21 protein-coding genes and 1 pseudogene are annotated in these 20,156 nt (G+C 69.4%); 20 read left to right on the top strand and 2 right to left on the bottom strand.

The genetic code is table 11. The features are described from left to right. Positions 1 to 27 precede the first annotated feature (27 nt). The 5 genes and pseudogenes from ABNG04_RS11825 to ABNG04_RS11805 form a co-directional block, all read left to right on the top strand. Positions 28 to 238, top strand: a pseudogene (locus ABNG04_RS11825) (TrkH family potassium uptake protein); the annotation flags it as partial. Between the two features lie 78 nt (positions 239 to 316). Further along, positions 317 to 1,885: a TrkH family potassium uptake protein gene (locus tag ABNG04_RS11820; RefSeq protein ID WP_371162614.1), complete on the top strand. Its 1,569-nt coding sequence runs from the start codon at positions 317 to 319 to the stop codon at positions 1,883 to 1,885. Between the two features lie 115 nt (positions 1,886 to 2,000). Further along, entirely contained in the window at positions 2,001 to 2,441 is a 441-nt protein-coding gene (locus ABNG04_RS11815; protein ID WP_371162613.1) for a universal stress protein, read from the top strand. Positions 2,442 to 2,569: 128 nt separating this feature from the next. Beyond that, positions 2,570 to 3,253: a potassium channel family protein gene (locus ABNG04_RS11810; RefSeq protein WP_371162612.1), complete on the top strand. Its 684-nt coding sequence runs from the start codon at positions 2,570 to 2,572 to the stop codon at positions 3,251 to 3,253. A gap of 1 nt (position 3,254) precedes the next feature. Further along, on the top strand, positions 3,255 to 4,949 hold the full coding sequence (locus tag ABNG04_RS11805; RefSeq protein ID WP_371162611.1) for a potassium transporter TrkG: 1,695 nt from the start codon (positions 3,255 to 3,257) through the stop codon (positions 4,947 to 4,949). 55 nt (positions 4,950 to 5,004) lie between these two features. Here ABNG04_RS11805 and ABNG04_RS11800 read toward each other — a convergent pair whose 3' ends face one another. Then, entirely contained in the window at positions 5,005 to 5,361 is a 357-nt protein-coding gene (locus ABNG04_RS11800) for a hypothetical protein (protein ID WP_371162610.1), read from the bottom strand. A 123-nt stretch (positions 5,362 to 5,484) separates the two neighbouring features. Here ABNG04_RS11800 and ABNG04_RS11795 point away from each other — a divergent pair, with 123 nt between their 5' ends. Beyond that, positions 5,485 to 7,185 carry an acyl-CoA mutase large subunit family protein gene (locus ABNG04_RS11795; RefSeq protein ID WP_371162609.1) on the top strand — a complete coding sequence of 567 codons (1,701 nt, stop codon included), beginning with the start codon at positions 5,485 to 5,487 and terminating at the stop codon, positions 7,183 to 7,185. A 53-nt stretch (positions 7,186 to 7,238) separates the two neighbouring features. On the opposite strand, the gene ABNG04_RS11790 is transcribed toward ABNG04_RS11795, so the two are convergent. Next, positions 7,239 to 7,475, bottom strand: a complete 237-nt coding sequence (locus tag ABNG04_RS11790; RefSeq protein ID WP_371162608.1) for a DUF7999 family protein — start codon at positions 7,473 to 7,475, stop codon at positions 7,239 to 7,241. Between the two features lie 112 nt (positions 7,476 to 7,587). Between ABNG04_RS11790 and ABNG04_RS11785 the strand changes: the two genes are divergently transcribed. From ABNG04_RS11785 to ABNG04_RS11720, 14 genes are all read left to right on the top strand, one after another. Continuing rightward, on the top strand, positions 7,588 to 8,352 hold the full coding sequence (locus tag ABNG04_RS11785) for a phosphopantothenate/pantothenate synthetase (RefSeq protein WP_371162607.1): 765 nt from the start codon (positions 7,588 to 7,590) through the stop codon (positions 8,350 to 8,352). Positions 8,353 to 8,398: 46 nt separating this feature from the next. Beyond that, positions 8,399 to 8,848 carry an Lrp/AsnC family transcriptional regulator gene (locus ABNG04_RS11780; protein WP_371162606.1) on the top strand — a complete coding sequence of 150 codons (450 nt, stop codon included), beginning with the start codon at positions 8,399 to 8,401 and terminating at the stop codon, positions 8,846 to 8,848. 82 nt (positions 8,849 to 8,930) lie between these two features. Continuing rightward, positions 8,931 to 10,085 (top strand): DUF63 family protein, encoded by a 1,155-nt coding sequence (locus ABNG04_RS11775; protein ID WP_371162605.1) that lies wholly within the window; start codon positions 8,931 to 8,933, stop codon positions 10,083 to 10,085. Positions 10,086 to 10,194: 109 nt separating this feature from the next. After that, positions 10,195 to 10,377, top strand: a complete 183-nt coding sequence (locus ABNG04_RS11770; protein WP_371162604.1) for a hypothetical protein — start codon at positions 10,195 to 10,197, stop codon at positions 10,375 to 10,377. A gap of 437 nt (positions 10,378 to 10,814) precedes the next feature. Beyond that, complete coding sequence (gene coaBC, locus ABNG04_RS11765; protein WP_371162603.1) at positions 10,815 to 11,993, top strand: bifunctional phosphopantothenoylcysteine decarboxylase/phosphopantothenate--cysteine ligase CoaBC; 1,179 nt, start codon at positions 10,815 to 10,817, stop codon at positions 11,991 to 11,993. Positions 11,994 to 12,077: 84 nt separating this feature from the next. Next, a complete protein-coding gene (locus tag ABNG04_RS11760; RefSeq protein WP_371162602.1) occupies positions 12,078 to 13,217 on the top strand; it encodes a monovalent cation/H+ antiporter subunit E in 1,140 nt (379 codons plus the stop codon). Continuing rightward, on the top strand, positions 13,210 to 13,485 hold the full coding sequence (locus ABNG04_RS11755; RefSeq protein ID WP_371162601.1) for a cation:proton antiporter: 276 nt from the start codon (positions 13,210 to 13,212) through the stop codon (positions 13,483 to 13,485). Before ABNG04_RS11760 ends, ABNG04_RS11755 begins: the two co-directional genes overlap by 8 nt. Continuing rightward, positions 13,482 to 13,799 carry a monovalent cation/H(+) antiporter subunit G gene (gene mnhG / locus ABNG04_RS11750; protein WP_371162600.1) on the top strand — a complete coding sequence of 106 codons (318 nt, stop codon included), beginning with the start codon at positions 13,482 to 13,484 and terminating at the stop codon, positions 13,797 to 13,799. The genes ABNG04_RS11755 and mnhG overlap by 4 nt, the downstream gene beginning before the upstream one ends. After that, complete coding sequence (locus tag ABNG04_RS11745) at positions 13,796 to 14,335, top strand: DUF4040 domain-containing protein (protein ID WP_371162599.1); 540 nt, start codon at positions 13,796 to 13,798, stop codon at positions 14,333 to 14,335. The genes mnhG and ABNG04_RS11745 overlap by 4 nt, the downstream gene beginning before the upstream one ends. After that, positions 14,332 to 14,826 (top strand): MnhB domain-containing protein, encoded by a 495-nt coding sequence (locus tag ABNG04_RS11740; protein ID WP_371162598.1) that lies wholly within the window; start codon positions 14,332 to 14,334, stop codon positions 14,824 to 14,826. Before ABNG04_RS11745 ends, ABNG04_RS11740 begins: the two co-directional genes overlap by 4 nt. Continuing rightward, complete coding sequence (locus ABNG04_RS11735; RefSeq protein ID WP_371162597.1) at positions 14,823 to 15,182, top strand: cation:proton antiporter subunit C; 360 nt, start codon at positions 14,823 to 14,825, stop codon at positions 15,180 to 15,182. The genes ABNG04_RS11740 and ABNG04_RS11735 overlap by 4 nt, the downstream gene beginning before the upstream one ends. Further along, positions 15,175 to 16,653, top strand: a complete 1,479-nt coding sequence (locus ABNG04_RS11730; protein ID WP_371162596.1) for a monovalent cation/H+ antiporter subunit D family protein — start codon at positions 15,175 to 15,177, stop codon at positions 16,651 to 16,653. Before ABNG04_RS11735 ends, ABNG04_RS11730 begins: the two co-directional genes overlap by 8 nt. Further along, entirely contained in the window at positions 16,650 to 18,329 is a 1,680-nt protein-coding gene (locus ABNG04_RS11725) for a cation:proton antiporter (RefSeq protein ID WP_371162595.1), read from the top strand. The genes ABNG04_RS11730 and ABNG04_RS11725 overlap by 4 nt, the downstream gene beginning before the upstream one ends. Beyond that, positions 18,329 to 20,143 carry a Na(+)/H(+) antiporter subunit D gene (locus ABNG04_RS11720; RefSeq protein WP_371162594.1) on the top strand — a complete coding sequence of 605 codons (1,815 nt, stop codon included), beginning with the start codon at positions 18,329 to 18,331 and terminating at the stop codon, positions 20,141 to 20,143. Before ABNG04_RS11725 ends, ABNG04_RS11720 begins: the two co-directional genes overlap by 1 nt. Positions 20,144 to 20,156: the final 13 nt, after the last annotated feature.

The raw sequence follows: 20,156 nt of genomic DNA, 5'->3' as shown, positions 1-20,156 counted from the left end.
CGCCGGGCGAGCGGCTGACTCAGCGGCGACGTCCGCGCGGCCGAATTCGATGCGCTCGGCGCCGCGCCGAGGACGGTCCTCAACGTCGGGCCGGCGTTCGACGACGCGGGGCCGCACGGGACGTTCGCGACGTTCTCGCTGAGCACGCGAGCAGTGATGGTCGTGCTGCTGTGGATCGGAGGGATCAATATCATTCCGCATACTCGTGCTGTTCACGAATGCGTTCTTGACGCCGTGACGCCCGCTCGACCCGCCGTCATCTCCCCTTCGACAGTTTAATACACCGAACGGGCGACCGCCATAGCGTTCGACTATCATGTCTTGGGGGGTAAACTGGAAGGCGAGCGTGGGGCTTCTCGGGGTCGGGATCAAGTACCTCGCCGTCACGCTGCTGGTGCCGCTCGTCGTGGCGCTCGCGTACGGCGAAGATATCTGGGTGTTCCTCGTCTCGATCGCGTTCGTCGCGGCGCTGGGGTTCGCGATCGAGCGGGTCGACCCTGACCCGGACCTCGGCCCCCGCGAGGCGCTGCTGTTCGTCTCGCTCGCCTGGGTCGCCGCGGCGGCGATCGGGACGATCCCGTACCTGCTCGCCGGGTACGGTACCCCGTCGACAGTCGGCCTCCAGCTCGGCTCGGTCGGGGCGTTCACGGAGTCGATCGCGAACGCCATGTTCGAGTCGATGAGCGGCTTCACAACCACCGGCGCGACCGTGTTGGGCGAGATCAGCGTCGACCGTCACTCCCACGCCGTGCTGATGTGGCGGCAGCTGACCCAGTGGCTCGGCGGGATGGGGATCATCGTGCTGATGATCGCCATCCTCCCGGAGGTCGCGGTCAACGGGGCGCAGCTGATGGAGTCGGAGGCTCCCGGACCGGAGCTCCAGAAGCTCACCCCGAAGATCGCCGAGACGGCGCGCGCCCTCTGGCTCATTTACTTCGGCTTCACCGTCGTCTACATCGCGATCCTCTACGGGCTCCACCTCGCCGGGATGGCCCCGGAGATGAACCTGTTCAACGCGATCGCGCACGGGTTCACTACCCTCCCGACCGGCGGGTTCTCGCCGCAGGCGGACAGTATCGCGGCGTTCTCCGCCATCGTCCAGTGGGTCGTCATCCCGTTCATGGTCATCGCGGGGGTCAACTTCGCGCTGTTCTGGCACGTGCTGCGCGGCGAGGCGGAGATCATGCTGAAGAACGCCGAGTTCCGGGCGTACGCCGGTGCGATCGCCGCCGTGACCGCCGTGCTCGCGGTGCTGTTGTTCCGCGGCGCGGCACCGGCCATCGAACTCGGCGGGATGACGCAGGGCGTCGCCGAGAACTCGCTCCGGCAGGCGGCGTTCCAGATCGGGTCGCTGCTAAACTCCACGGGGTACGCGACCGCCGACTTCGCGCAGTGGGACACCGACGCGCAAATCCTCCTCATGTTCGCGATGTTCCTCGGGGGGTCCGCCGGGTCGACCGGCGGCGGCGTCAAGATCGTGCGGTGGCTGATCGTCGGGAAGGCGATCAGGCGCGAGCTGTTCACCTCCGCGCACCCCGACGTCATCCAGCCGATCCGGCTCAGCGGGAGCGTCGTCGACGAGGACGCCATCCGCGGTATCATGGCGTTCACCATCCTGTACCTCGTCCTGTTCGGCGTGTCGGCGGTGTTCCTCTCGCTCGACGCCGCCCGGATCGATGTCCAGCTGACGATGCTCGAATCGACGAGCGCGTCGCTCGCGACGATCGGGAACATCGGCCCCGGGTTCGGTCGCCTCGGACCGTTCGGGAGCTACCTGTTCTTCCCGGACACCTCGAAGCTCCTGATGATCTTCCTGATGTGGGTCGGCCGGCTGGAGATCGTCCCGGTGCTCGCCGTGTTCATCTCGGCGACGGACAGTCGGTGACGGCCGTCTCGGCGGCCCGCGAACGACTCTCGCTGTGCTTCCATTGAGGTTCGGTACCGAGCCCCCGGGCTAGGGAGTGCGTATCTTCTTACTTGACGGGAGTGTCGGGGAGGGTATGACCGACACCGCCGACACCGACGGTCGGAAGCTCTTGGGCCACGTCCTCCTTCCCGTCGCGAACGAAGCGGACGCGCTCGCGACGGCGCAGACCCTCGAACCGTACGATCCGGAACGCGTGACCGCGCTCCACGTGGTCGAGAAGGGCGAGGGTGTCCCGGACAAGACGCCGGTCGAACAGTCCGAGGAACTCGCCGCGGAGTCGTACACCGCGGTTCGGACAGTGTTCCCGGACGCCGGCGACCACACCGCGTACGCCCGCGACGTCGCCGGTGCGATCTTCGACGCCGTCGACGAGGTCGACGCGACCGCGATCGCCTACCGCTCGCGGGGCGGCAACCGCCTGTTCAAGTTCCTGTCCGGCGACGTCTCGATCGAACTCGCGACGGAGTCGCCAGTGCCCGTGGTCGCGCTTCCGCGCGACGGCTCCCCCGACTGATCGCCGCCGCCCCGACCAGTGACGGTCGGCATCGGGCCCACCACGACCGACTCCCGTCCCGGCGTCCGATCGCGCCGTCGTTTCGTGGAACGGTAGGTTTTCGGGGATCCTTTTTGAACACTCTTCGTATGTACGTGATCGTCGTTGGGGCGGGCGACATCGGGACGCCGCTCGTCGACCTCGCCACCGACAGCGGCAACGAGGTTGTCGTCATTGAGCGGGACGAGGAGCGGGCGGAGCGGGCGTCGCGACAGTACGACTGTCTCGTCCTCAACGACGACGCGACCTCGAAGGAGACCCTCCAAGACGCCGGAGCCGAGCGGGCGGACGCCCTCATCTCGACGACGGACCAGGACGCGACGAACATCATGGTCTGCCTGCTCGCGCAGGAGCTGTCGGTCCCGAATATCGTCTCGGTCGTCCACAACCCCGAACACATGAACGTGTTCGAACAGATCGGGGTCAACACGATGCAAAATCCCCAGAGCCTGATCGCGGAGTACCTCTACCGAGCGGTGAGCCGGCCGTCGGTCGTCGACTTCATGCACATCGGCGAGGAGGCGGAGGTGTTCGAGATCACCGTGGGGCCCGACGCGCCCATCGCCGGGAAGACGCTCCGCGAGGCTGACGAGGCGGGGCTCATCGGCGGACAGACGCTGATCGTCGCCGTCGAGCGGGACGGGTCGGAGGCGCCGATAACGCCGCGCGGAGAGACACGCGTTCGGGCCGGCGACATGCTCACCGTGTACTCCGGCGTCGGCGCGACTCCCGAAGTGACCGACGTGTTCGGTCACGCGGAGGATCGGGACTGAGATGCCCGACCGGAACGGCGGTCGCCTCCCGAGCGACCTCGGCGTCATCGCTCGGGATGTCGGTTCGCTCCTCCTGATGGAGGCCGGGCTGATGACCATCACCGTGGTCGTCGCCTTCGGGTTCGGGGAGCTTCACGCGGCGCTCGGGTTCCTGCTCGCGGGCGGCGTGACGGCGCTCGTCGGTGGCCTCGCGAACGGGCGGTTCGCCGACGCCCCGGAGCCGAAGATGAAACACGGGATGGTGATCGCAGCCGGCGGCTGGCTCACGGTCGCCCTTTTCGGCGCGCTCCCGCTGTTCCTCACCGCGTGGGTGACGCCGCCGGCCGCGATGGACGCCTTCGTCCCCGCGGCCGCGGACACCGCCTCGTGGGAGCCGATCGGGGTCGGCGGGACCGCGACGCTCTCCAGTCTCGCGTACTTCCGCGACCCGCTCCACGCCGTCTTCGAGAGCATGAGCGGCTGGACCGGGAGCGGGCTGACGATGGCGATCCACGAGCCGTCGCTGCCGCGGGCGGTGCAGTGGTGGCGCTCGTTCATCCAGTGGGTCGGCGGGGTCGGCGTCATCGTGCTCACGGTCTCGATCCTCTCGCGCCCCGGGAGCGGGAGCTACGCCCTCTACCGCAGCGAGGCGCGGGAACAGAAGATCCACCCGAGCGTCGTCTCGACGGTCCGCACGGTGTGGAAGCTGGTCGTGGCGTACACGCTGTTAGCCTTCGCGATGCTGTTCGCCGCGATCCGGGCGAGCGGGAGCGCGTACGCCGAATCGCTCTCGCTCGGCGAGACAGCGTGGCAGGCGCTCAACCACGCGATGACCGGCCTCACCACGGGCGGGTTCTCCGTCACGGACAACTCGATCGCGACGTACGGATCCCCGCTCGTGGAGGCGACGCTGCTGCCGATCATGATCCTCGGCGCGATCGCGTTCCCGGTCCACTACGTCGTGCTCCGCGACCGGACGGCGCGCGAACTGGTCGCGGACCTCCAGACAAGGTGGCTGTTCGCGCTGCTCGCCGCGGGCGTCGTCGTCCTCTCGCTCCAGAACGTCGCGTCGGTCCGGCTGACTTCGGGCGCGTTCGCGACGGCGTCGTTCCTCCCGCTCTCCCCGTCGCTCCTCGACTGGGCGCAGCTCGACGCCGTTCGAGACTCGACGTTCCAGTGGATCAGCGCGCTCACCTGTACCGGCTTCCAGTCCGCGCCGATCGGCCGCTGGGTCGCCGGCGCGAAGGTGTTGATCGTCGGCGGGATGACGCTCGGCGGCGCGGCCGGCTCGACCGTCGGCGGTATCAAGATCGTCCGCGGGTACACGGTCGTCCGCGGTATCGTCTGGCAGTTCTCTCGGGTCTTCCTCCCGAAGAACGCGGTCGTCATGGCGCGGCTGGGCGACCGGACGCTGGACCGCGGGGCGATGGAGCGGGAGTTCGGGGAGGCGGCCATCGTCACCCTGCTGTGGCTCCTCGCGCTCGTCGCCGGCAGCCTCGTCCTCGTCAACGTCGCCGGCCCGGAGTTCGGCTACGCCGACGCGCTGTTCGAGGTCGCGAGCGCGCAGGGGAACGTCGGGCTGTCTTCGGGAATCACGGGTCCCTCGATGTCGCCGGCGGCTGAGGGGATGTTCGTCCTGAACATGTGGATCGGCCGGTTGGAGATCATCCCGGTGCTGGTGTTCCTTCGGGCGGGGATCTGGGGACTGAACCCCTGACGACGAGCGGTCGCCGATTCCTTCCCCGCTCCGATTTCCGGCCGCCTCGCGCCGGTCACTCCTCCTGCTCGTGAACCGTCCCCATGAACGACCAGTGGACTTTGGTAGTCCCGCCCGGGCGCGGCTCCTCCGTGACGTGGTAGAGGTAGGGGCCGTGCGGACAGTCGTCGCAGCCGTCCGCGCAGCGGAACTGCTTCACCACCTCGGTGTACCCGTCGTGTTCGGCCACCCGGAGGATGTCGTCGTTGTCCTCCGGATCGATCGGGAGCTCCGCCTCCCCGTGGAAGTGGAGCAGTTCCTGCGCGTGGACGATGGCCTTTCGGAGCTCCGCCGGCGCACACTCGCGCAGTTCGGTCACGAGTTTCGGCGGGAGCCCCTCGGGTGGCGTTGGGCGTTCGGCAGCGTCTGTCATGGGCGGCTGTTCGACGCGACCTGATATAATGGATCCGCGGAGTTGGCGGGAGGCGAGAGCAAGCCGGCACCTCATTGTAAAATATAATGAATATTTATACGCGACCGGCGGGTAACGGGCGGTATGTACGACGACGAGGAGCTCTCCGAGATCCGCGAGGCGAAGGCGTCGTGGGAGGCGGAGACGCTCGACCCGACGCTCGACCGACACGGAGAGCGGAGCGACCGGTTCGCCACCGTGTCGAACCGCGAGGTCGACCGCCTTTACACCCCCGACGACGTCGCCGACATCGACTACGACGAGGATCTCGGCTTCCCGGGCGAGCCGCCGTACACCCGCGGCGTCTACCCGACGATGTACCGGGGTCGCACGTGGACGATGCGTCAGTTCGCGGGGTTCGGTACCGCGGAGGAGACGAACGAGCGGTTCCACTACCTGATCGACGAGGGGCAGACCGGGCTCTCGACGGCGTTCGACATGCCCTCGCTGATGGGGATCGACTCCGACGACAAGATGTCGCTTGGCGAGGTCGGCAAGGAGGGCGTCGCGGTCGACACGCTCCGCGACATGGAGGTGCTGTTCGACGGCATCGACCTCGCAGAGGTGTCGACCTCCTTCACGATCAACCCGAGCGCGCCGGTGATCTACGCGATGTACGTCGCACTCGCGGACCAGCGCGGCGTTCCACGCGAGAAGCTCCGGGGCACCCTCCAGAACGACATGCTCAAAGAGTTCATCGCGCAGAAGGAGTGGGTGATCCCCCCGGCCCCGTCCCTCGATATCGTGACCGACACGATCGAGTTCGCCGTCGCCGAGACGCCGAAGTTCAAACCCATCTCGGTGTCGGGCTACCACATCCGCGAGGCGGGCTCGACCGCGGTCCAGGAGCTCGCCTTCACCCTCGCCGACGGCTTCGCCTACGTCGAGGCGTGTCTCGACCGCGGGCTTGACGTCGACGAGTTCGCCCCGCAGCTCTCCTTCTTTTTCAACTCGCACAACTCCCTCTTCGAGGAGGTCGCGAAGTTCCGCGCCGCCCGCCGGATCTACGCGACCGTGATGGAGGAGTGGTACGGCGCCGAGGCCGATGCGTCGAAGCAGTTGAAGTTCCACACCCAGACCGCCGGGCAGTCGCTGACGGCCCAGCAGCCGCTCAACAACGTCGCGCGCGTCACGATCCAAGCGCTCGCCGGGGTGCTGGGCGGCACGCAGAGCCTCCACACCAACTCCTTCGACGAGGCGCTCGCGCTCCCCTCCGAGCAGGCGGTGCGCGTCGCGCTCCGCACCCAGCAGATCATCGCCGAGGAGTCGGGTGCGGCCGACATCGTCGACCCGCTGGGCGGCTCCTTCGCGGTCGAGAGCCTCACCGACGAGACGGAGGCGGACGCGATGGCGTACATCGAAGAGATCAGAGAGATGGGGGACGGCTCCGTGCGCGACGGCGTCCTCCACGGCATCGAACAGGGGTACTTCCACCGCGAGATCCAGGAGTCGGCCTACGAGTACCAGGAGCGGGTCGACGAGGGCGACGAGACGGTCGTGGGCGTCAACGCCTACGAGATCGACGAGGACACCCGGCCAGACCTGCTGAAGATCGACGAGACCACCCGCGAGCGCCAGCTCGACCGGCTGGAGTCGGTGAAGTCCGAGCGCGACGACGACCTCGTCGAGCGCGCCCTCGACGACCTCCGCGACGCCGTCGACGCGGGCGAGAACGTGATGCCATCGATCGTGGCCGCGGTGAAGGCGTACGCGACGATGGGCGAGATCATGTCGGTGTTCGAGGCGGAGTACGGCACCTATCGGGAGCGGATCGGCGTCGCCTGACCGGGCAAAAAACGAGGACGGGCCGACTGCGCGTCACGCCGTTCGACCGCGCGTCACGCCGTCTCGACGGGGTGCGCTTCCTCCGCGCACCACGCGTTCCCCCGGCGGCCCGCCCGCCGGAGGTCGAGTTCGACCACCGAGCCGGGGTCGAGCGACGACAGCTCGGCCTCTACGTCGGGGTCGTCGTACTCGACGACGTACAGCGTCCCGTTGCGCGGGTACTCGCGGAGCGTGATCGCCCCGTGGTCGTTGCACGCGTCGACGATCGTGTACTTGCCAGTGCGGTCCATCCCGCATTGCGTTACGTCGTGTCTCGTATTAACACTTGTGCGCAGTGGCGCGCCGACCGCACGCGGTGACCGCGAACGGTCCATTTTAATCGGCCCGCCGCCTCGCTCGGGTATGACGGAGACGGAGATCCCCGAGGACCACCCGCGGTACGCGTCGCTCGTGACGCGCCACCGGATCGAGGCGGGGGTCGAGCGGGGGATCACTTCGAAGCAGGGACTGATCGCGCAGGGGCGCGGCGAGGCCTTCGACTACCTCCTCGGCGAGCGCACGCTCCCCAGCGCCGATGCCGCCGCCCGCGCCGCGGCCGCGACGCTCCTGCTCGCCGACCACCCCGTGATCTCGGTGAACGGCAACGTCGCGGCGCTCGCGCCGAGCGAGACGGTCGCGCTCGCCGAGGCGGTCGACGCCGACCTCGAGGTCAACCTCTTCAACCACACCGACGAGCGGGTCCGCCGGATCGCCGACCACCTCCGCGACCACGGGGCCGACGACGTGAAGGGGCTCGCCGGCGACGGCGAGATCCCCGGCCTCGACCACGCCCGCGGCGTCGTCGACGCGGACGGAATCGAGGCGGCCGACGTGGTCGTGGTCCCCTTAGAGGACGGCGACCGCGCCGCCGCGCTCGACGCGATGGGCAAGACGGAGATCGTGATCGACCTCAATCCCGGGAGCCGGTCGCCGCGGACGGCCGACGTGCCGATACTCGACAACCTCCTGCGCGCGGTGCCGAACGTCACGGCTCACGCGAACGACCTCGCGGACGCGACGCCGGCGGAACTGGAGCGGGTCGTCGACGAGTTCGACGCGGCGGAAGCGCTCGACGCGGCCGAGACGGCGATCCGCCAGGGATCGTTCGCGGACGGGGACGACGCGTAGCTCGGCCGCCGGAAGGCAAAAGCGTGCGCCGCACGTATCGGTCGGTATGGAACTCGACGAGACGGATAGGGCCATACTGCGAATCCTTCAGGAGGACGCGCGGACCCCGTTCTCTGAGGTCGCGCGCCGGATCGACATGTCCAGCGCGACCGTCCACGACCGGGTCAGCCGCCTCGAAGAGGCGGGCGTCATCCGCGGGTACCACGCCGACATCGACCCGAAGGCGGTCGGGCACGGCGTCGGCGCGTTCGTGGGCCTACGCGTCGAACAGGGCCGCGAGGAGGACGCGCTCGAACGGCTCCGCGGCATTGACGGCGTCCGCGAGATACACCTCACCACCGGCGAGTGGGACGTCATCCTCCGGGTCGTCGCGGCGGACACCGACCGGCTCCGGGAGCTGATGTTCGACCGGATCGCGGAGACCGACGGGTTCTCGCGCTCGCAGACGATGGTGATCCTCGGCACCGACTACGAGCAGCCCGGGCCGCCGCTGTAGGACGGCGGGGGGTCGCCCGCGGACAGTGATCCCCTCGCGTGGGACCGGAACGCTCAACTCGGGACCTCCCCGAACAGTGACCATGAGCACAGGTGTCGCTGACGGGTTCGACCCGTCGCCGGAGCGCGCGTGGGCGGCGGTCGTCGGCGGCCTCACGGCGTTGCTGGCGATCGGATCGGTGATCTTCCCGCGCGCGGTCTACGACGGCTTCCTCTGGCGCTACTTCTGGGGCCCGGTCGTCGCGGACGGCGAGGGCGCGCAGTGCGCGGTCCGCGACGCCGGCGGGACGGAACTGCTCGACAGCGGCGCGGCGTGTCAGTCGGCCGTGAGCGCCGGCGAGGTGGTCGCGACCCCGGGATACACGACCTTCTCGACGGTGAGCTACGTGGTGATCCTGCTGGCGATGCTGATCGGCGTCGTCTTCCTCCTCCGCCGGCTCGACATCGCCACGGAGCTACAGTTCTTCTACGCGCTGTTCCCGTTCATGCTGTTCGGCGGGGCGATGCGGACGGTCGAGGACGCGGGCGTCGCCGCGACCGCCGCCGGCGTCGAGCCGCTGATCCCGTTCCCGGCGAGCGCGGTCCTCATCAGCCCGTTCATCTACTTCACGGTGTTCCTGTTCACGCTCGCGTGCGTCCTCGGGGCGTACGGGCTCGAACGCCGCGGCGTCGTCGACGACTACGCGCGCCCGCTGTTCGCGTTGGGGGCGGCGGGGCTCGCGCTCGCGGTCGGCTACCTCTCGTACCTCGCGGCCACGACCGACTACGTGACGTTCTACCCGCAGGTGCTCGTCCCGACGCTCGTCATCGCGACCGTGACGGCCGCGATCACGTGGGCGGTGGCGACCCGCCGGGTCCCGACGATCCGACAGGGGACCGGCGCGGCAGGGATCGTGATCATCTGGGGACACGCGGTCGACGGCGTCGCGAACGTGATCGGGCTCGACTGGATGCCCGCGCTGACCGGGACCACGAACCTCGTGCCGAAACACGTCGTGAACTCGCTGATCGTCGGCTGGACCGGGCGGCTCCTGCCGGCGTCGATCGTCTCCGCCACGGGCGACGCGTGGCCGTTCCTCCTCGTGAAGCTCGTGGCCGCGTCTTTCGTCGTCTGGGTGTTCAACGGCGAGATGTTCGAGGAGTCGCCGCGGTACACGCTGCTGCTCCTCATCACGGTGCTCGCCGTCGGACTGGGCCCGGGCACGCGGGACATGCTGCGCGCGACGTTCGGCGTATAGGGACCGCTTTGCCCGGTCGGTCGAACGACGGTGGTGACGGCGGTTACTGCCGGAGGCCACGTCTCGGACGACCGGAAGAAATTCGTGCGTTCTGGCGGAATCACTGTCTGTGCCCTCCGAAATCGTCGATCACTCGCCCCGCGTGATCGCGATCCAGACCGGCTTTTGGATAATCGTCCTCGCCGCAGTGGTGAGCGCCGTCGGATACGGGGGGTTCGTCACTTTGGTCGCCGCCGGCGTCGGTGCGACGGTTCTGGTTAGTGCGGTCGTCTTGGAACTCACCGAGCGGTAGGTGCGTATCGAGTACGGTCGGACGCTGTCGAGAATCTCAACGGATGGGGTCCCGCGGAGACCACTCCCGAACCCCCAGCCGTGAGGCCGGCGCACGCTCGCTGCGCTCCTCACTCGGTCGCTCGTTTCACTCGCTCTCTCTGTGCGGTGCTTGCGTCGCCTGCGCCCGCCCCGCGGCTGCCCCTTCGAATCCCACCCCGAACAGCACCTCACGCCCCCCCAGCCTCGCGGTTCGCTCGGGCCTCCCTACGGTCGCCCCCTCCCTCACCGCGTCCCTCGCGCGTGCTGGCTTCGCGGCCGCCGGGGGCGGCCGCTCGCAGGCACGCGCCACCGCACAGCAGTTTGCTGGGAGTTCTCATCGAAGCGCGGCGGGGCCGGATACCGTTCCCGTTCCGCAACGGCATCATATAAGCCGTCGCGGGGGGAACAATCTCGGTAATGCTGGACGGGGTCAACGTCGCGCTCGGGGTCTCGGGGAGCATCGCGGCGGTGAAGGTCGTCGAACTCGCGCACGAACTGCGCCGCCACGGCGCGAGCGTCCGCGCCGTGATGTCCCCGGCGGCGACGAATATCGTCCACCCCTGGGCGGTCGACTTCGCGACCGACGAGCCGGTGGTCACGGAGATCACCGGCGACGTCGAACACGTCGAGCTCTGCGGCCGCGAGGGATGGGCCGACGTGCTCCTGCTCGCGCCCGCGACCGCGAACACCGCGGGGAAGATCGCGGCCGCGGTCGACGACACGCCGGTCACTACCTGTGCGACCACCGCGCTGGGCGCGGACGTGCCGGTCGTGATGGCGCCCGCGATGCACGAGCCGATGTACGACCACCCGGGCGTCCTCGACGCGCTCGACCGGCTGGAGTCGTGGGGGATCCGCTTCGCGGACCCCCGGATAGAGGAGGGGAAGGCGAAAATAGCGGCGGAGACGGACATCGTCACGGAGGTCGCCCGCGCGACGACGCCGCAGTCCCTGTCGGGCGCGCACGTCGTCGTCACCGCGGGCGCGACCAAAGAGCGGATCGACCCGATCCGCATTCTGACGAACCGCGCGTCGGGGAAGACGGGCCGCGCTCTGGCGCGGGCGTGCTACGTCCGCGGCGCGCGGGTGACGCTCGTCCAGGACGGCCCAGACGTCCCCTACGCCGACGTGGTCGCGGTCGAGACGGCCGACGAGATGATGGACGCGTGCCGGCGGACCGCGGCGACCGCGGACGCGCTGGTGTCGGCGGCCGCCATCTCCGATTTCACCGCCGACGCCGTCGACGAGAAGATCCGGTCCGGGTCGCCGCTGTCCGTCGAACTGGAGCCGACGCCGAAGCTCATCGACTCGGTACGCGAGGCGTACCCCGACCTCCCGATCGTCGGCTTCAAGGCCGAGACGTCCGGCGACGACGAGGCGATGGTGGCCGAGGCGGAGCGAATCGGCGACCGCGTGGGGCTTTCGTTCGTCGTCGCGAACGACGCCAGCGTGATGGGCGACAAGGCGACCCGGGCGCTGCTCGTCGGCCGCGGGGACACCCGCGAGTTCGTCGGCGACAAGGACGGTCTCGGAGCGCGCGTGGCCGACGAACTCGCCGATGTCCTCGGGCGATCTGGGGGCGAAACCGAGGCATAACGAAATAGTTTTGAGTTTACCATCGCTTGTCAATAGTGGATAGTCTCGCGTTTTTCACGGGAAGGCGTGAGAGACAGTTCACACATGTCAGACACAGACGCCCGCCGAATCCTCGTCCCCGTCGGCGACTCGGACAGCCTCCGAGACACTGTCTCGTACGTCGTCGATCAGGCGAGCGAGACGGCCCCGGATCGACCGGTCGAGATCCACTTCGTCCTCGCGGCCCGGACGCGGGCCGTCAGCCCCGACGCGCCGACGGCGCTCGGTACCGCGCGCGAACAGTTAGAACGCGTTGCGCTCTGGGTCGAGGAGGAGACGGCCGAGGCGACGGCCGTCGCTCGGGACGACCGCGCGTCGGACGCGGCGGGCGAGTCAGACGCGGGCGCGGACGGCGAAGCGCCCGCGGCCGACTCCGACGACGAGACCGGGTGGCTCACCGTGGTCACCGACGTCGTCGGGACCGACCGGTACCTGTTCAGCCCGAGCGACTACGCCGACGCACTCCTCGAGTACGCGGCCGCCGCGGACATCGACCAGATCGTCGTCGATCCGGAGTACAAGCCCGGCGGTACCGCGTCGATGCTCCGGCCGATGTCGGTCGAGCTAGCCGGCGGCGACGTCCCGGTCGAGACGGCACCGGTCGACCGGCCGACCGAGGGAGCGGTGCTCGCCCGCGCCGCGTCGCTGTCGAAGTACCTCACCGTGTTCGGCGTCTCGTACCTGTTTTACATGTCGTTAAGCGCTTGGAAGCCGCTCGACTTCTTCACCGGCTTCGTGACGGCATCGATCGTCTCCCTCGCGCTCGCGCCGGTCGTGGCGAACCGCTCCGCGCCGCTCGGGCTGACGCTTCGCCGGCTAGGCCGACTGCTGATGTACGTCCCGTACCTGGTCAAGGAGATCGCGGTCGCGAACCTCCAGGTCGCGTACGTCGTCCTCCACCCCGACATGCCGATCGACCCGGAGGTCGTCCAGCTGCGCGCCGCGGTCTGGGGCGACGGGGCGGTGACGACGCTGGCGAACAGCATCACGCTCACGCCCGGGACCCTGACCGTCAACGTCTCCGAGCGCTCGTTCGACATCCACTCGCTGACGGCCGACTCGCGCGCGGACCTCTTCGACGGCGGGTTAGAGCGCGCGGTCCGGTTCGTCTTCTACGGTCGCGCGGCGGCCCGGATACCGACGCCGCGCGAGCGCGGCGACGACGGGGAGGGGCGAGATGGTTGAGTTCGAGACCGCGCTGCTCGCCGTCGCCGCGGCCTTCGTCCTCTTCGCGGTCGTCGCGCTGTACCGGGTGTACGACGGCCCGACGACCCACGACCGCGTCATCGCGGTGAACGTCGCCGGGACGAACACCGTCATCGCCATCACGCTGGTCGCGGCCGCGTTCCAGCAGTCGACGTTCCTCGACGTGGCGCTCGTGTACGCCCTGTTGAACTTTCTGCTGTCGATCGCGTTCTCGAAGTTCAACGTCGAACGCGGGGGTGTGCTGTGACGCCGACCGAGTGGGGCATCGTCGCCCTCGCGGTCGCCGGGGCCTTCTTCGGCGGCGTCGCCGCGGTCGGGCTCGTCCGCCTGCCGGACGTCTACACCCGGTCGCACGCGGCCTCGAAGAGCGATACCCTGGGGGCGATCCTCGCGATCGCCGCCGCCGCGCTCGCGCTCCAGACGGGCCTCTCGACGGCGAAGTCCGTCTTCCTCCTGTTGTTCATGTTCATCACGAACCCGACGGCCGCGCACGCGGTCGCCCGCGCTGCGCAGGACCAGGGAATCGAGCCGTGGACCGCCGACGAGGGTGATGACAAATGACGCTCACCCTGATCGAGGCCGCGCTGCTGGTGTTCGTCCTCGGCTGCGCCGTCGGCGCGGCCCTCCTGAAGGACACGCTGGCCGCGGTGATGGCGTTCGCGGCGTACAGCCTCGGCGTCTCGGTGCTCTGGCTCGTGCTCCAGGCGCCCGACGTCGGCCTCACCGAGGCGGCCGTCGGCGCCGGCATCATGACCGTGCTGTTCCTGCTGGCGTTGTCGAACACCACGTCGCCGGACGTCGACCGCCTGTTCGAGTCGGTCGGGTGGCGGTCGGCGGCGCTCGTCGCCGGGTTCGTCCTGCTGATCGGCGCGACGGTCCCCGCGCTCCCGGCCATCGGCGACCCGAACTCGGCGGTCGTCGGGGGCGAGGTGAGCCAGTACTACCTCGAGAACGCCTACGCACAGACGGAGGTCAAAAATGCCGTGACGGCCGTCCTCGCCGCGTACCGCGGCTTCGACACCCTCGGCGAGGGCGTGGTCGTCTTCAGCGCGGTCGTCGTCGCCCTGTCCGTGCTCCGCCGCGAGGTGGTAGCATGAGCGCCGGCGACGCGAACGCCGCGGCGAGCGGCGACGAGGGGACCGGGCTGTACGTCGAGTCGACGATCATCATGACCACCGTCCGGCTGGTCGCCCCGTTCATCCTCACGTTCGCGCTGTTCATCATGTTCCACGGGGCCGACTCGCCCGGCGGCGGGTTCCAGGGCGGCGTCATCGCCGGCTCGGTCGTGATGATGCTCGCGTTCGCGTACGGCATCGACTCGACCCGCCAGTGGCTCGACGTCCGGATCGTCTCCGCGCTGGCCTCCGGCGGCGTGTTCGCGTTCGTCGGAATCGGCCTCGGCGCGATGGCCCTCGGCGGACAGTTCCTCCAGTACTCTGAGTTCGAGGCGCTGTTCGGCCACGCGATCAAGTACGCAATCGAACTCGTCGAACTCGGGATCGGCGCCATCGTCGCCGCCGTCGCGATCGGGCTCTTCTTCCTGCTCGCGGCCGGGTTCGACGACGTCGCCGAGGAGGACTCCCCATGACACTCGACTTACTCACGACGCACTACAACTACTACGCGGTCGTCCTGCTGCTCGGGATCGGCCTGTACACCGTGATCGAATCCCCGAACCTCGTGAAGAAGGTGATCGGGATGAACGTGTTCCAGACCGGGATCTTCTTGTTCTTCATCACGCTCGCGTACCGCGCTGGCGGTAATCCGCCGGTCGTCACCGAGGGCGCCGGCCCGTACGTGAGCCCGCTGCCGCACGTACTCATCCTGACCGCCATCGTCGTCGGGGTGAGCCTGACCGCGGTGGCGCTCGCGCTGGTCGTGCGCGTCTACTCCGAGTACGGCACGCTTGACGAGCACACGCTGGAGGAGCTCTACCATGATTGACCAGCTCATCGTCATGCTGGTCGTCCTGCCGATCATCGGCGCGGCGGTCCCGCCGCTGGCCAGCCTCCGGTTCGACCGCGTCGGCTGGGCGGTCGCGACGGCGACGGCGCTCGGGCACGCCGCGCTCGCCGGCGCGCTCGCGTGGACCGTCTGGACCGACGGGATAGTGCGGTACGAGGTCGGCGGGTTCGCCGCTCCCTACGGGATCGAGCTCGTCGCCGACGGGCTGACGATCCTGCTCGTCGTCCTCATCAGCGCCGTCTCGCTCGGCGTGCTCGCGTACGCCCGCCACGCGGGCCCCCACGCCAACTCCTTCTACTCGCAGTTCCTCCTCCTCGTCGCCGGCCTGTCCGGAATGACCGTGACCGGTGACGTGTTCAACCTGTACGTCTTCCTCGAGATCACCGGGCTCGCGGCGTACGGCCTCGTCGCGAGCGGTCGCGGGGCGCGCTCCGCCGTCGCGGCCCTGAAGTACCTCATCATCGGGACCATCGGCGCGTCGCTGTACCTGCTCGGTGTCGGCTACGCGCTCGCCGCCACGGGTACGCTGAACATGGCGGACCTCAGCGAGAAACTCGCCGCCACGGGCTACGACTCGACGCTCGTCTTGACCGCCTTCGGCCTGATCGTCGCCGGGCTCCTCGTGAAGGTCGCGCTATTCCCGATCCACACCTGGCAGCCGGACGCGTACGCCGACTCGCCGGACAGCGTGAGCGCGTTCATCTCGGCGCTCGTCTCCACGGTCTCCGCGTACGCCCTCGCCCGCGTGCTGTTCTCCGTGTTCACCGTCGACTTCCTGGAGGCGGTTCCGCTCGCTCGCCAGGCGCTGGTCGCCGTCGCCTGCGTCAGCATCGTCGCCGGAAGCGCCCTCGCCGTCGCGCAGTCAGACGTCCAGCGCATGCTGGCGTACTCGTCGGTGTCGCAGTTCGGCCTCGTGATCGCCGGATTCGCGATCGCGACGCCGCTGGCGGTCGTCGGCGCGACCGTCCACCTCGTCGGGCACGCGGTGATGAAGGGCGGCCTCTTCGCCGCGACCGGGATCATCGAGCGGAAGACCGGTGCGACGACAGTCGGCGGGTACGCCGGCATCGCCGGCCGCGCGCCGGCCGCCGCCGGCGCGTTCACCGTGCTGGCGCTCGCGATGGTCGGCGTCCCGCCGGCCGTCGGGTTCATGGGGAAGTGGTACATCGTCCTCGGGGCGGTGAACGCCGGGACTTGGCCGGTGGTCGCCGTCCTCCTGGCGAGCACGCTGCTGACGCTGGCGTACTTCGCGCGGCTCGCTGAACGGCTCTACTTCGCCGAGGCGACCATCGCGCCGGAGTCGGTCGCCGCCGACGGGGGTGAGCGCGTCTCGACGGCCATGATCGTGACCGTCGTCGTCGCCGCCGCCCTCGCCGTGGGGCTCGCGGCCGCCGTCCCCGTGATAGACCAGCTGATCGATGCGACCGTGTTCGAGCTGATGCTCCAATGACCGACGTCACCTCCCTTCGACCGTTGTTCGCCGTACTCGTGTCGGCCGTGGCCATCCCCGTCATCCTCTCGCTGCGATCGCGACCGAACGTCCGCGAAGGCGTCACCCTCACCGTCGCCGCGACGAAGTTCGCGCTCGTCGCAAGCATGGTCCCCGGCGTCCTCTCGGGGACCACCTACGTCACGCGGATCGGCGAGTTCGGCGACGGCCTCTCGCTCGTGCTCCGCGCGGACCCCCTCGGCATCCTGTTCGCGCTGCTCGCCAGCCTCCTGTGGATCGTCACGAGCTTCTACTCCATCGGCTACATGCGGGGGCTGAGCGAACACGCGCAGACCCGCTACTTCGCCTCGTTCGCCGCGAGCCTCGCCTCCGCCGTCGGGGTCGCGTTCGGGGGGAACCTCGTCACGCTGTTCGTCTTCTACGAGCTGCTGACGGTGTCGACGTACCCGCTGGTCACGCACGACGAGACCGACGAGGCCCGCGCGGCCGGTCGGAAGTACCTCACGTACACCTTCGGGGGCGGCGTGGCCGTGCTCGGCGGGACGGCGCTCGTCTACGTGCTGACCGGCACCACGGCGTTCACGCCGGGCGGGATCGAGGCGCTCGCCGGCGCCGACCCGACCCTCGCGCGCGCCGCGTTCGCCCTCCTCGCCGGCGGGTTCGGCGTCAAGGCGGCGCTGATGCCGGTCCACTCGTGGCTCCCCGACGCGATGGTCGCGCCGACGCCGGTCTCCGGGCTGCTCCACGCGGTCGCGGTCGTCAAGAGCGGGATCTTCGGCATCGCCCGCGTCGTGCTCGACGTGTTCGGCACGGAGACGATGGCGGAGCTGGGCGTGGCGGCGCCGCTCGCGGTCGTCGCCGCGGTCACGCTCCTGACCGCGAGCGTCATCGCTCTGCGGCAGGACAACCTCAAGCGGCGGCTGGCGTACTCGACGATCAGCCAGCTGTCGTACATCGTCCTCGGGCTCGCGCTGCTGGAGGGCGAGGCGCTCGTCGGCGGACTGCTCCACATCCCGGCGCACGCGTTCATGAAGCTCACCCTGTTCTTCTGTGCGGGCGCGATCCACGTCGAGACCCACACGGACGACATCAGCGACATGGCCGGCATCGGCGACCGGATGCCGCTGACGATGGCGGCGTTCGCCGTCGCGGCCGCCGGCATGGCCGGCATTCCGCTGATAGCCGGGTTCGTCAGCAAGTGGTACATCGTGATCGGCGCGCTGGAGGGCGGTGGCCTCGTGTTCGCCGGCGCGCTGCTGGTGTCCGGCGTCCTCAACATCGCGTACTTCTGGCCGATCGTGTACCAGGCGTACTTCGAGTCGCCCGACGGTCACGACGAGAAGCCGCTCGTGACCGCGGCGCTCGGCGGCCGCGGGAGCCCCCGCGCCGACGGCGGCCGCGGAGCCGCGACGCACGAGCCCGATCACGAGCGTGTAACGGACGACGTTGACAACGAGACCGCGGCGCACGAAGGTCACGACGAGCACCACGGCGGTGCGCCGGCGAGCGGCTGGGACGTCCGCGGCTGGCGCGGCGCGGAGAGCACGTGGTTCATGCTCGGTCCGATCCTGACGGCCGCGAGCCTCTCGGTCCTGCTCGGGGTCGTCCCGCGGACGGCGGTGTTCCTCAGGATAATCGAGACCGTCGTCGGCTCGCTCCCGGGGGTGATGGGCTGATGACGACCGCGCTCACTGCCCTCCCGCCCGGACCGGTCCTGCTCGTGATAGCCGCGCTGATCGCCCTCACGCCCCGCCGCGTCGGGCACGCGCTGGGCGTCGCCGCGTCCGGGGTCGCGGTGGCCTGGGCGTGGACCGTCCCGGCGGGCGCGCACCTCCAGGCCACGTTCCTCGGCTTCGACGCCGTGCTGCTCAACGTCGACGAGTTCTCGCGGCTCATGGGCCTGGTCTTCGGGATCATTGGCGTCGTCGCCGTCCTCTACTCGTACGCGAGCGAGGCCGAGAGCCTTCAGACGGCGTTCGCGTTCTCCTACGTCGCGACGAGCTTCGGCGCGGTGTTCGCCGGCGACTGGCTCACCCTGCTGTTCTTCTGGGAGCTGATGGCCGTCACGAGCACGCTGCTCGTCTGGCACTACCGCGGCGAGGCGGTCCGGGCCGGCTTCCGGTACGCGCTGCTCCACGGGCTCGGCGGCACGCTGCTGATGGCGGCGGTGCTCGGCAACTACGTCGCCAAGGGGACGTTCCTGTTCGCGACCGTGCCGGGCGGCCCCGAGACGGCGGGGATCGTCGCGGGGCTGCCGGCCGCGCTCGCCGCCGTCGGCATCGGCGTCAACGTCGGGTTCATCGGCCTCCACGCGTGGCTCCCAGACACCTACCCGCGCCCGCACATCGCCGCCAGCGTCTTCCTCTGCGTGTTCACGACCAAGACGGGCGTCTACGGGATGTACCGGGCGTTCCCCGACGGCCACGTCGCGATCGCCTACATGGGCGGCGGGATGGCGGTGTTCGGCGCGACGTTCGCGCTGTTCCAGAACGACATGCGGCGGCTGCTCTCGTACCACATCCAGTCGCAGGTCGGCTACATGATCGCCGGCGTCGGGATCGGGACGGCGCTGTCCCAGGCCGGCGCGTTCGCCCACGTCTTCAACCACATCCTCTACAAGGGGCTCCTCTTCATGACGGCCGGCGTCGTCGTCTACCGGACCGGCGAGGAGAGCCTGAAGAAGCTGGGCGGGCTGGCCCGCGACATGCCGGTCACCGCCGGCGCGTTCACGATCGCCGCGCTGTCTATCGCCGGCTTCCCCGGGTTCAACGGCTTCGTCAGCAAGGGGATCATCATCTCCGGGAGCCACTACACCTTCCCGAAGGGGCCGCTCCCGATCGGCGAGTTCCACACGCTCGAGTGGCTGCTCCTCCTCGGCGGGATCGGGACGTTCATGTCGTTCATCAAGTTCGGCTACTACGCGTTCTTCCACGGGAGCTACGACGGCGACGTGCGCGACGCCAACCGGGGACAGAGCGTCGCGATGGGTGCGGTGGCGGTGCTCTGTGTCGCCTACGGCGTCCTCGTGCCCACCTCGCCGCTCGCCGCGGTCGTCCCGGCCGACGTGGGACTGTTCGGGATCCTCCCGTTCGATGTGACGAGCGAGGCCGTCGTCGAGAAGGTGTACAAGACGTACACCGTCGACCACATAGTCGAGGGCGTCGTCCTCGGCGTCCTCGGACTGATCGGCTTCGCGCTCACGAAGAAGCCGCTCTCGAAGCTAGGGCGCGTCCCGGACGTCGACTCGCTGTACAACCCTGCCGTGTTCTACGGCACCCGCGGGCTCGTCGTCGGCGTCACGGAGCTCTACGCGGCCGTCGACCGCGCCGTCGTCGGGCTCACGACGGCGACCGTCCGGACGGTCACCGACCCGCAGGCGGCCGTCCGACGCGTCGGCAGCGACGTCGAGATCAAGTCCGGGATCGGCCGCAGCGTGCTGATCCTGACGCTGGCGGTCGGGGTCGCGCTGTTCGGGGTCCTGTTCCTCTGACCGCGGCCGAGCG

The sequence above is a fragment of the Halorubrum miltondacostae genome (assembly GCF_041379815.1).
GTDB classification, from domain to species: domain Archaea; phylum Halobacteriota; class Halobacteria; order Halobacteriales; family Haloferacaceae; genus Halorubrum; species Halorubrum miltondacostae.
Note: the sequence above shows the minus strand (reverse complement) of the source record. Positions and strands in the feature narration are given on the sequence as shown.

Excerpts from the sequence above, each read along its gene's own strand:
- ABNG04_RS11820 (WP_371162614.1), top strand. The coding sequence starts at position 317 with ATGTCTTGGGGGGTAAACTGGAAGGCGAGCGTGGGGCTTCTCGGGGTC.
- ABNG04_RS11815 (WP_371162613.1), top strand. The coding sequence starts at position 2,001 with ATGACCGACACCGCCGACACCGACGGTCGGAAGCTCTTGGGCCACGTC.
- ABNG04_RS11810 (WP_371162612.1), top strand. The coding sequence starts at position 2,570 with ATGTACGTGATCGTCGTTGGGGCGGGCGACATCGGGACGCCGCTCGTC.
- ABNG04_RS11805 (WP_371162611.1), top strand. The coding sequence starts at position 3,255 with ATGCCCGACCGGAACGGCGGTCGCCTCCCGAGCGACCTCGGCGTCATC.
- ABNG04_RS11800 (WP_371162610.1), bottom strand. The coding sequence starts at position 5,361 with ATGACAGACGCTGCCGAACGCCCAACGCCACCCGAGGGGCTCCCGCCG.
- ABNG04_RS11795 (WP_371162609.1), top strand. The coding sequence starts at position 5,485 with ATGTACGACGACGAGGAGCTCTCCGAGATCCGCGAGGCGAAGGCGTCG.
- ABNG04_RS11790 (WP_371162608.1), bottom strand. The coding sequence starts at position 7,475 with ATGGACCGCACTGGCAAGTACACGATCGTCGACGCGTGCAACGACCAC.
- ABNG04_RS11785 (WP_371162607.1), top strand. The coding sequence starts at position 7,588 with ATGACGGAGACGGAGATCCCCGAGGACCACCCGCGGTACGCGTCGCTC.
- ABNG04_RS11780 (WP_371162606.1), top strand. The coding sequence starts at position 8,399 with ATGGAACTCGACGAGACGGATAGGGCCATACTGCGAATCCTTCAGGAG.
- ABNG04_RS11775 (WP_371162605.1), top strand. The coding sequence starts at position 8,931 with ATGAGCACAGGTGTCGCTGACGGGTTCGACCCGTCGCCGGAGCGCGCG.
- coaBC (WP_371162603.1), top strand. The coding sequence starts at position 10,815 with ATGCTGGACGGGGTCAACGTCGCGCTCGGGGTCTCGGGGAGCATCGCG.
- ABNG04_RS11760 (WP_371162602.1), top strand. The coding sequence starts at position 12,078 with ATGTCAGACACAGACGCCCGCCGAATCCTCGTCCCCGTCGGCGACTCG.
- ABNG04_RS11755 (WP_371162601.1), top strand. The coding sequence starts at position 13,210 with ATGGTTGAGTTCGAGACCGCGCTGCTCGCCGTCGCCGCGGCCTTCGTC.
- ABNG04_RS11745 (WP_371162599.1), top strand. The coding sequence starts at position 13,796 with ATGACGCTCACCCTGATCGAGGCCGCGCTGCTGGTGTTCGTCCTCGGC.
- ABNG04_RS11740 (WP_371162598.1), top strand. The coding sequence starts at position 14,332 with ATGAGCGCCGGCGACGCGAACGCCGCGGCGAGCGGCGACGAGGGGACC.
- ABNG04_RS11735 (WP_371162597.1), top strand. The coding sequence starts at position 14,823 with ATGACACTCGACTTACTCACGACGCACTACAACTACTACGCGGTCGTC.
- ABNG04_RS11730 (WP_371162596.1), top strand. The coding sequence starts at position 15,175 with ATGATTGACCAGCTCATCGTCATGCTGGTCGTCCTGCCGATCATCGGC.
- ABNG04_RS11725 (WP_371162595.1), top strand. The coding sequence starts at position 16,650 with ATGACCGACGTCACCTCCCTTCGACCGTTGTTCGCCGTACTCGTGTCG.
- ABNG04_RS11720 (WP_371162594.1), top strand. The coding sequence starts at position 18,329 with ATGACGACCGCGCTCACTGCCCTCCCGCCCGGACCGGTCCTGCTCGTG.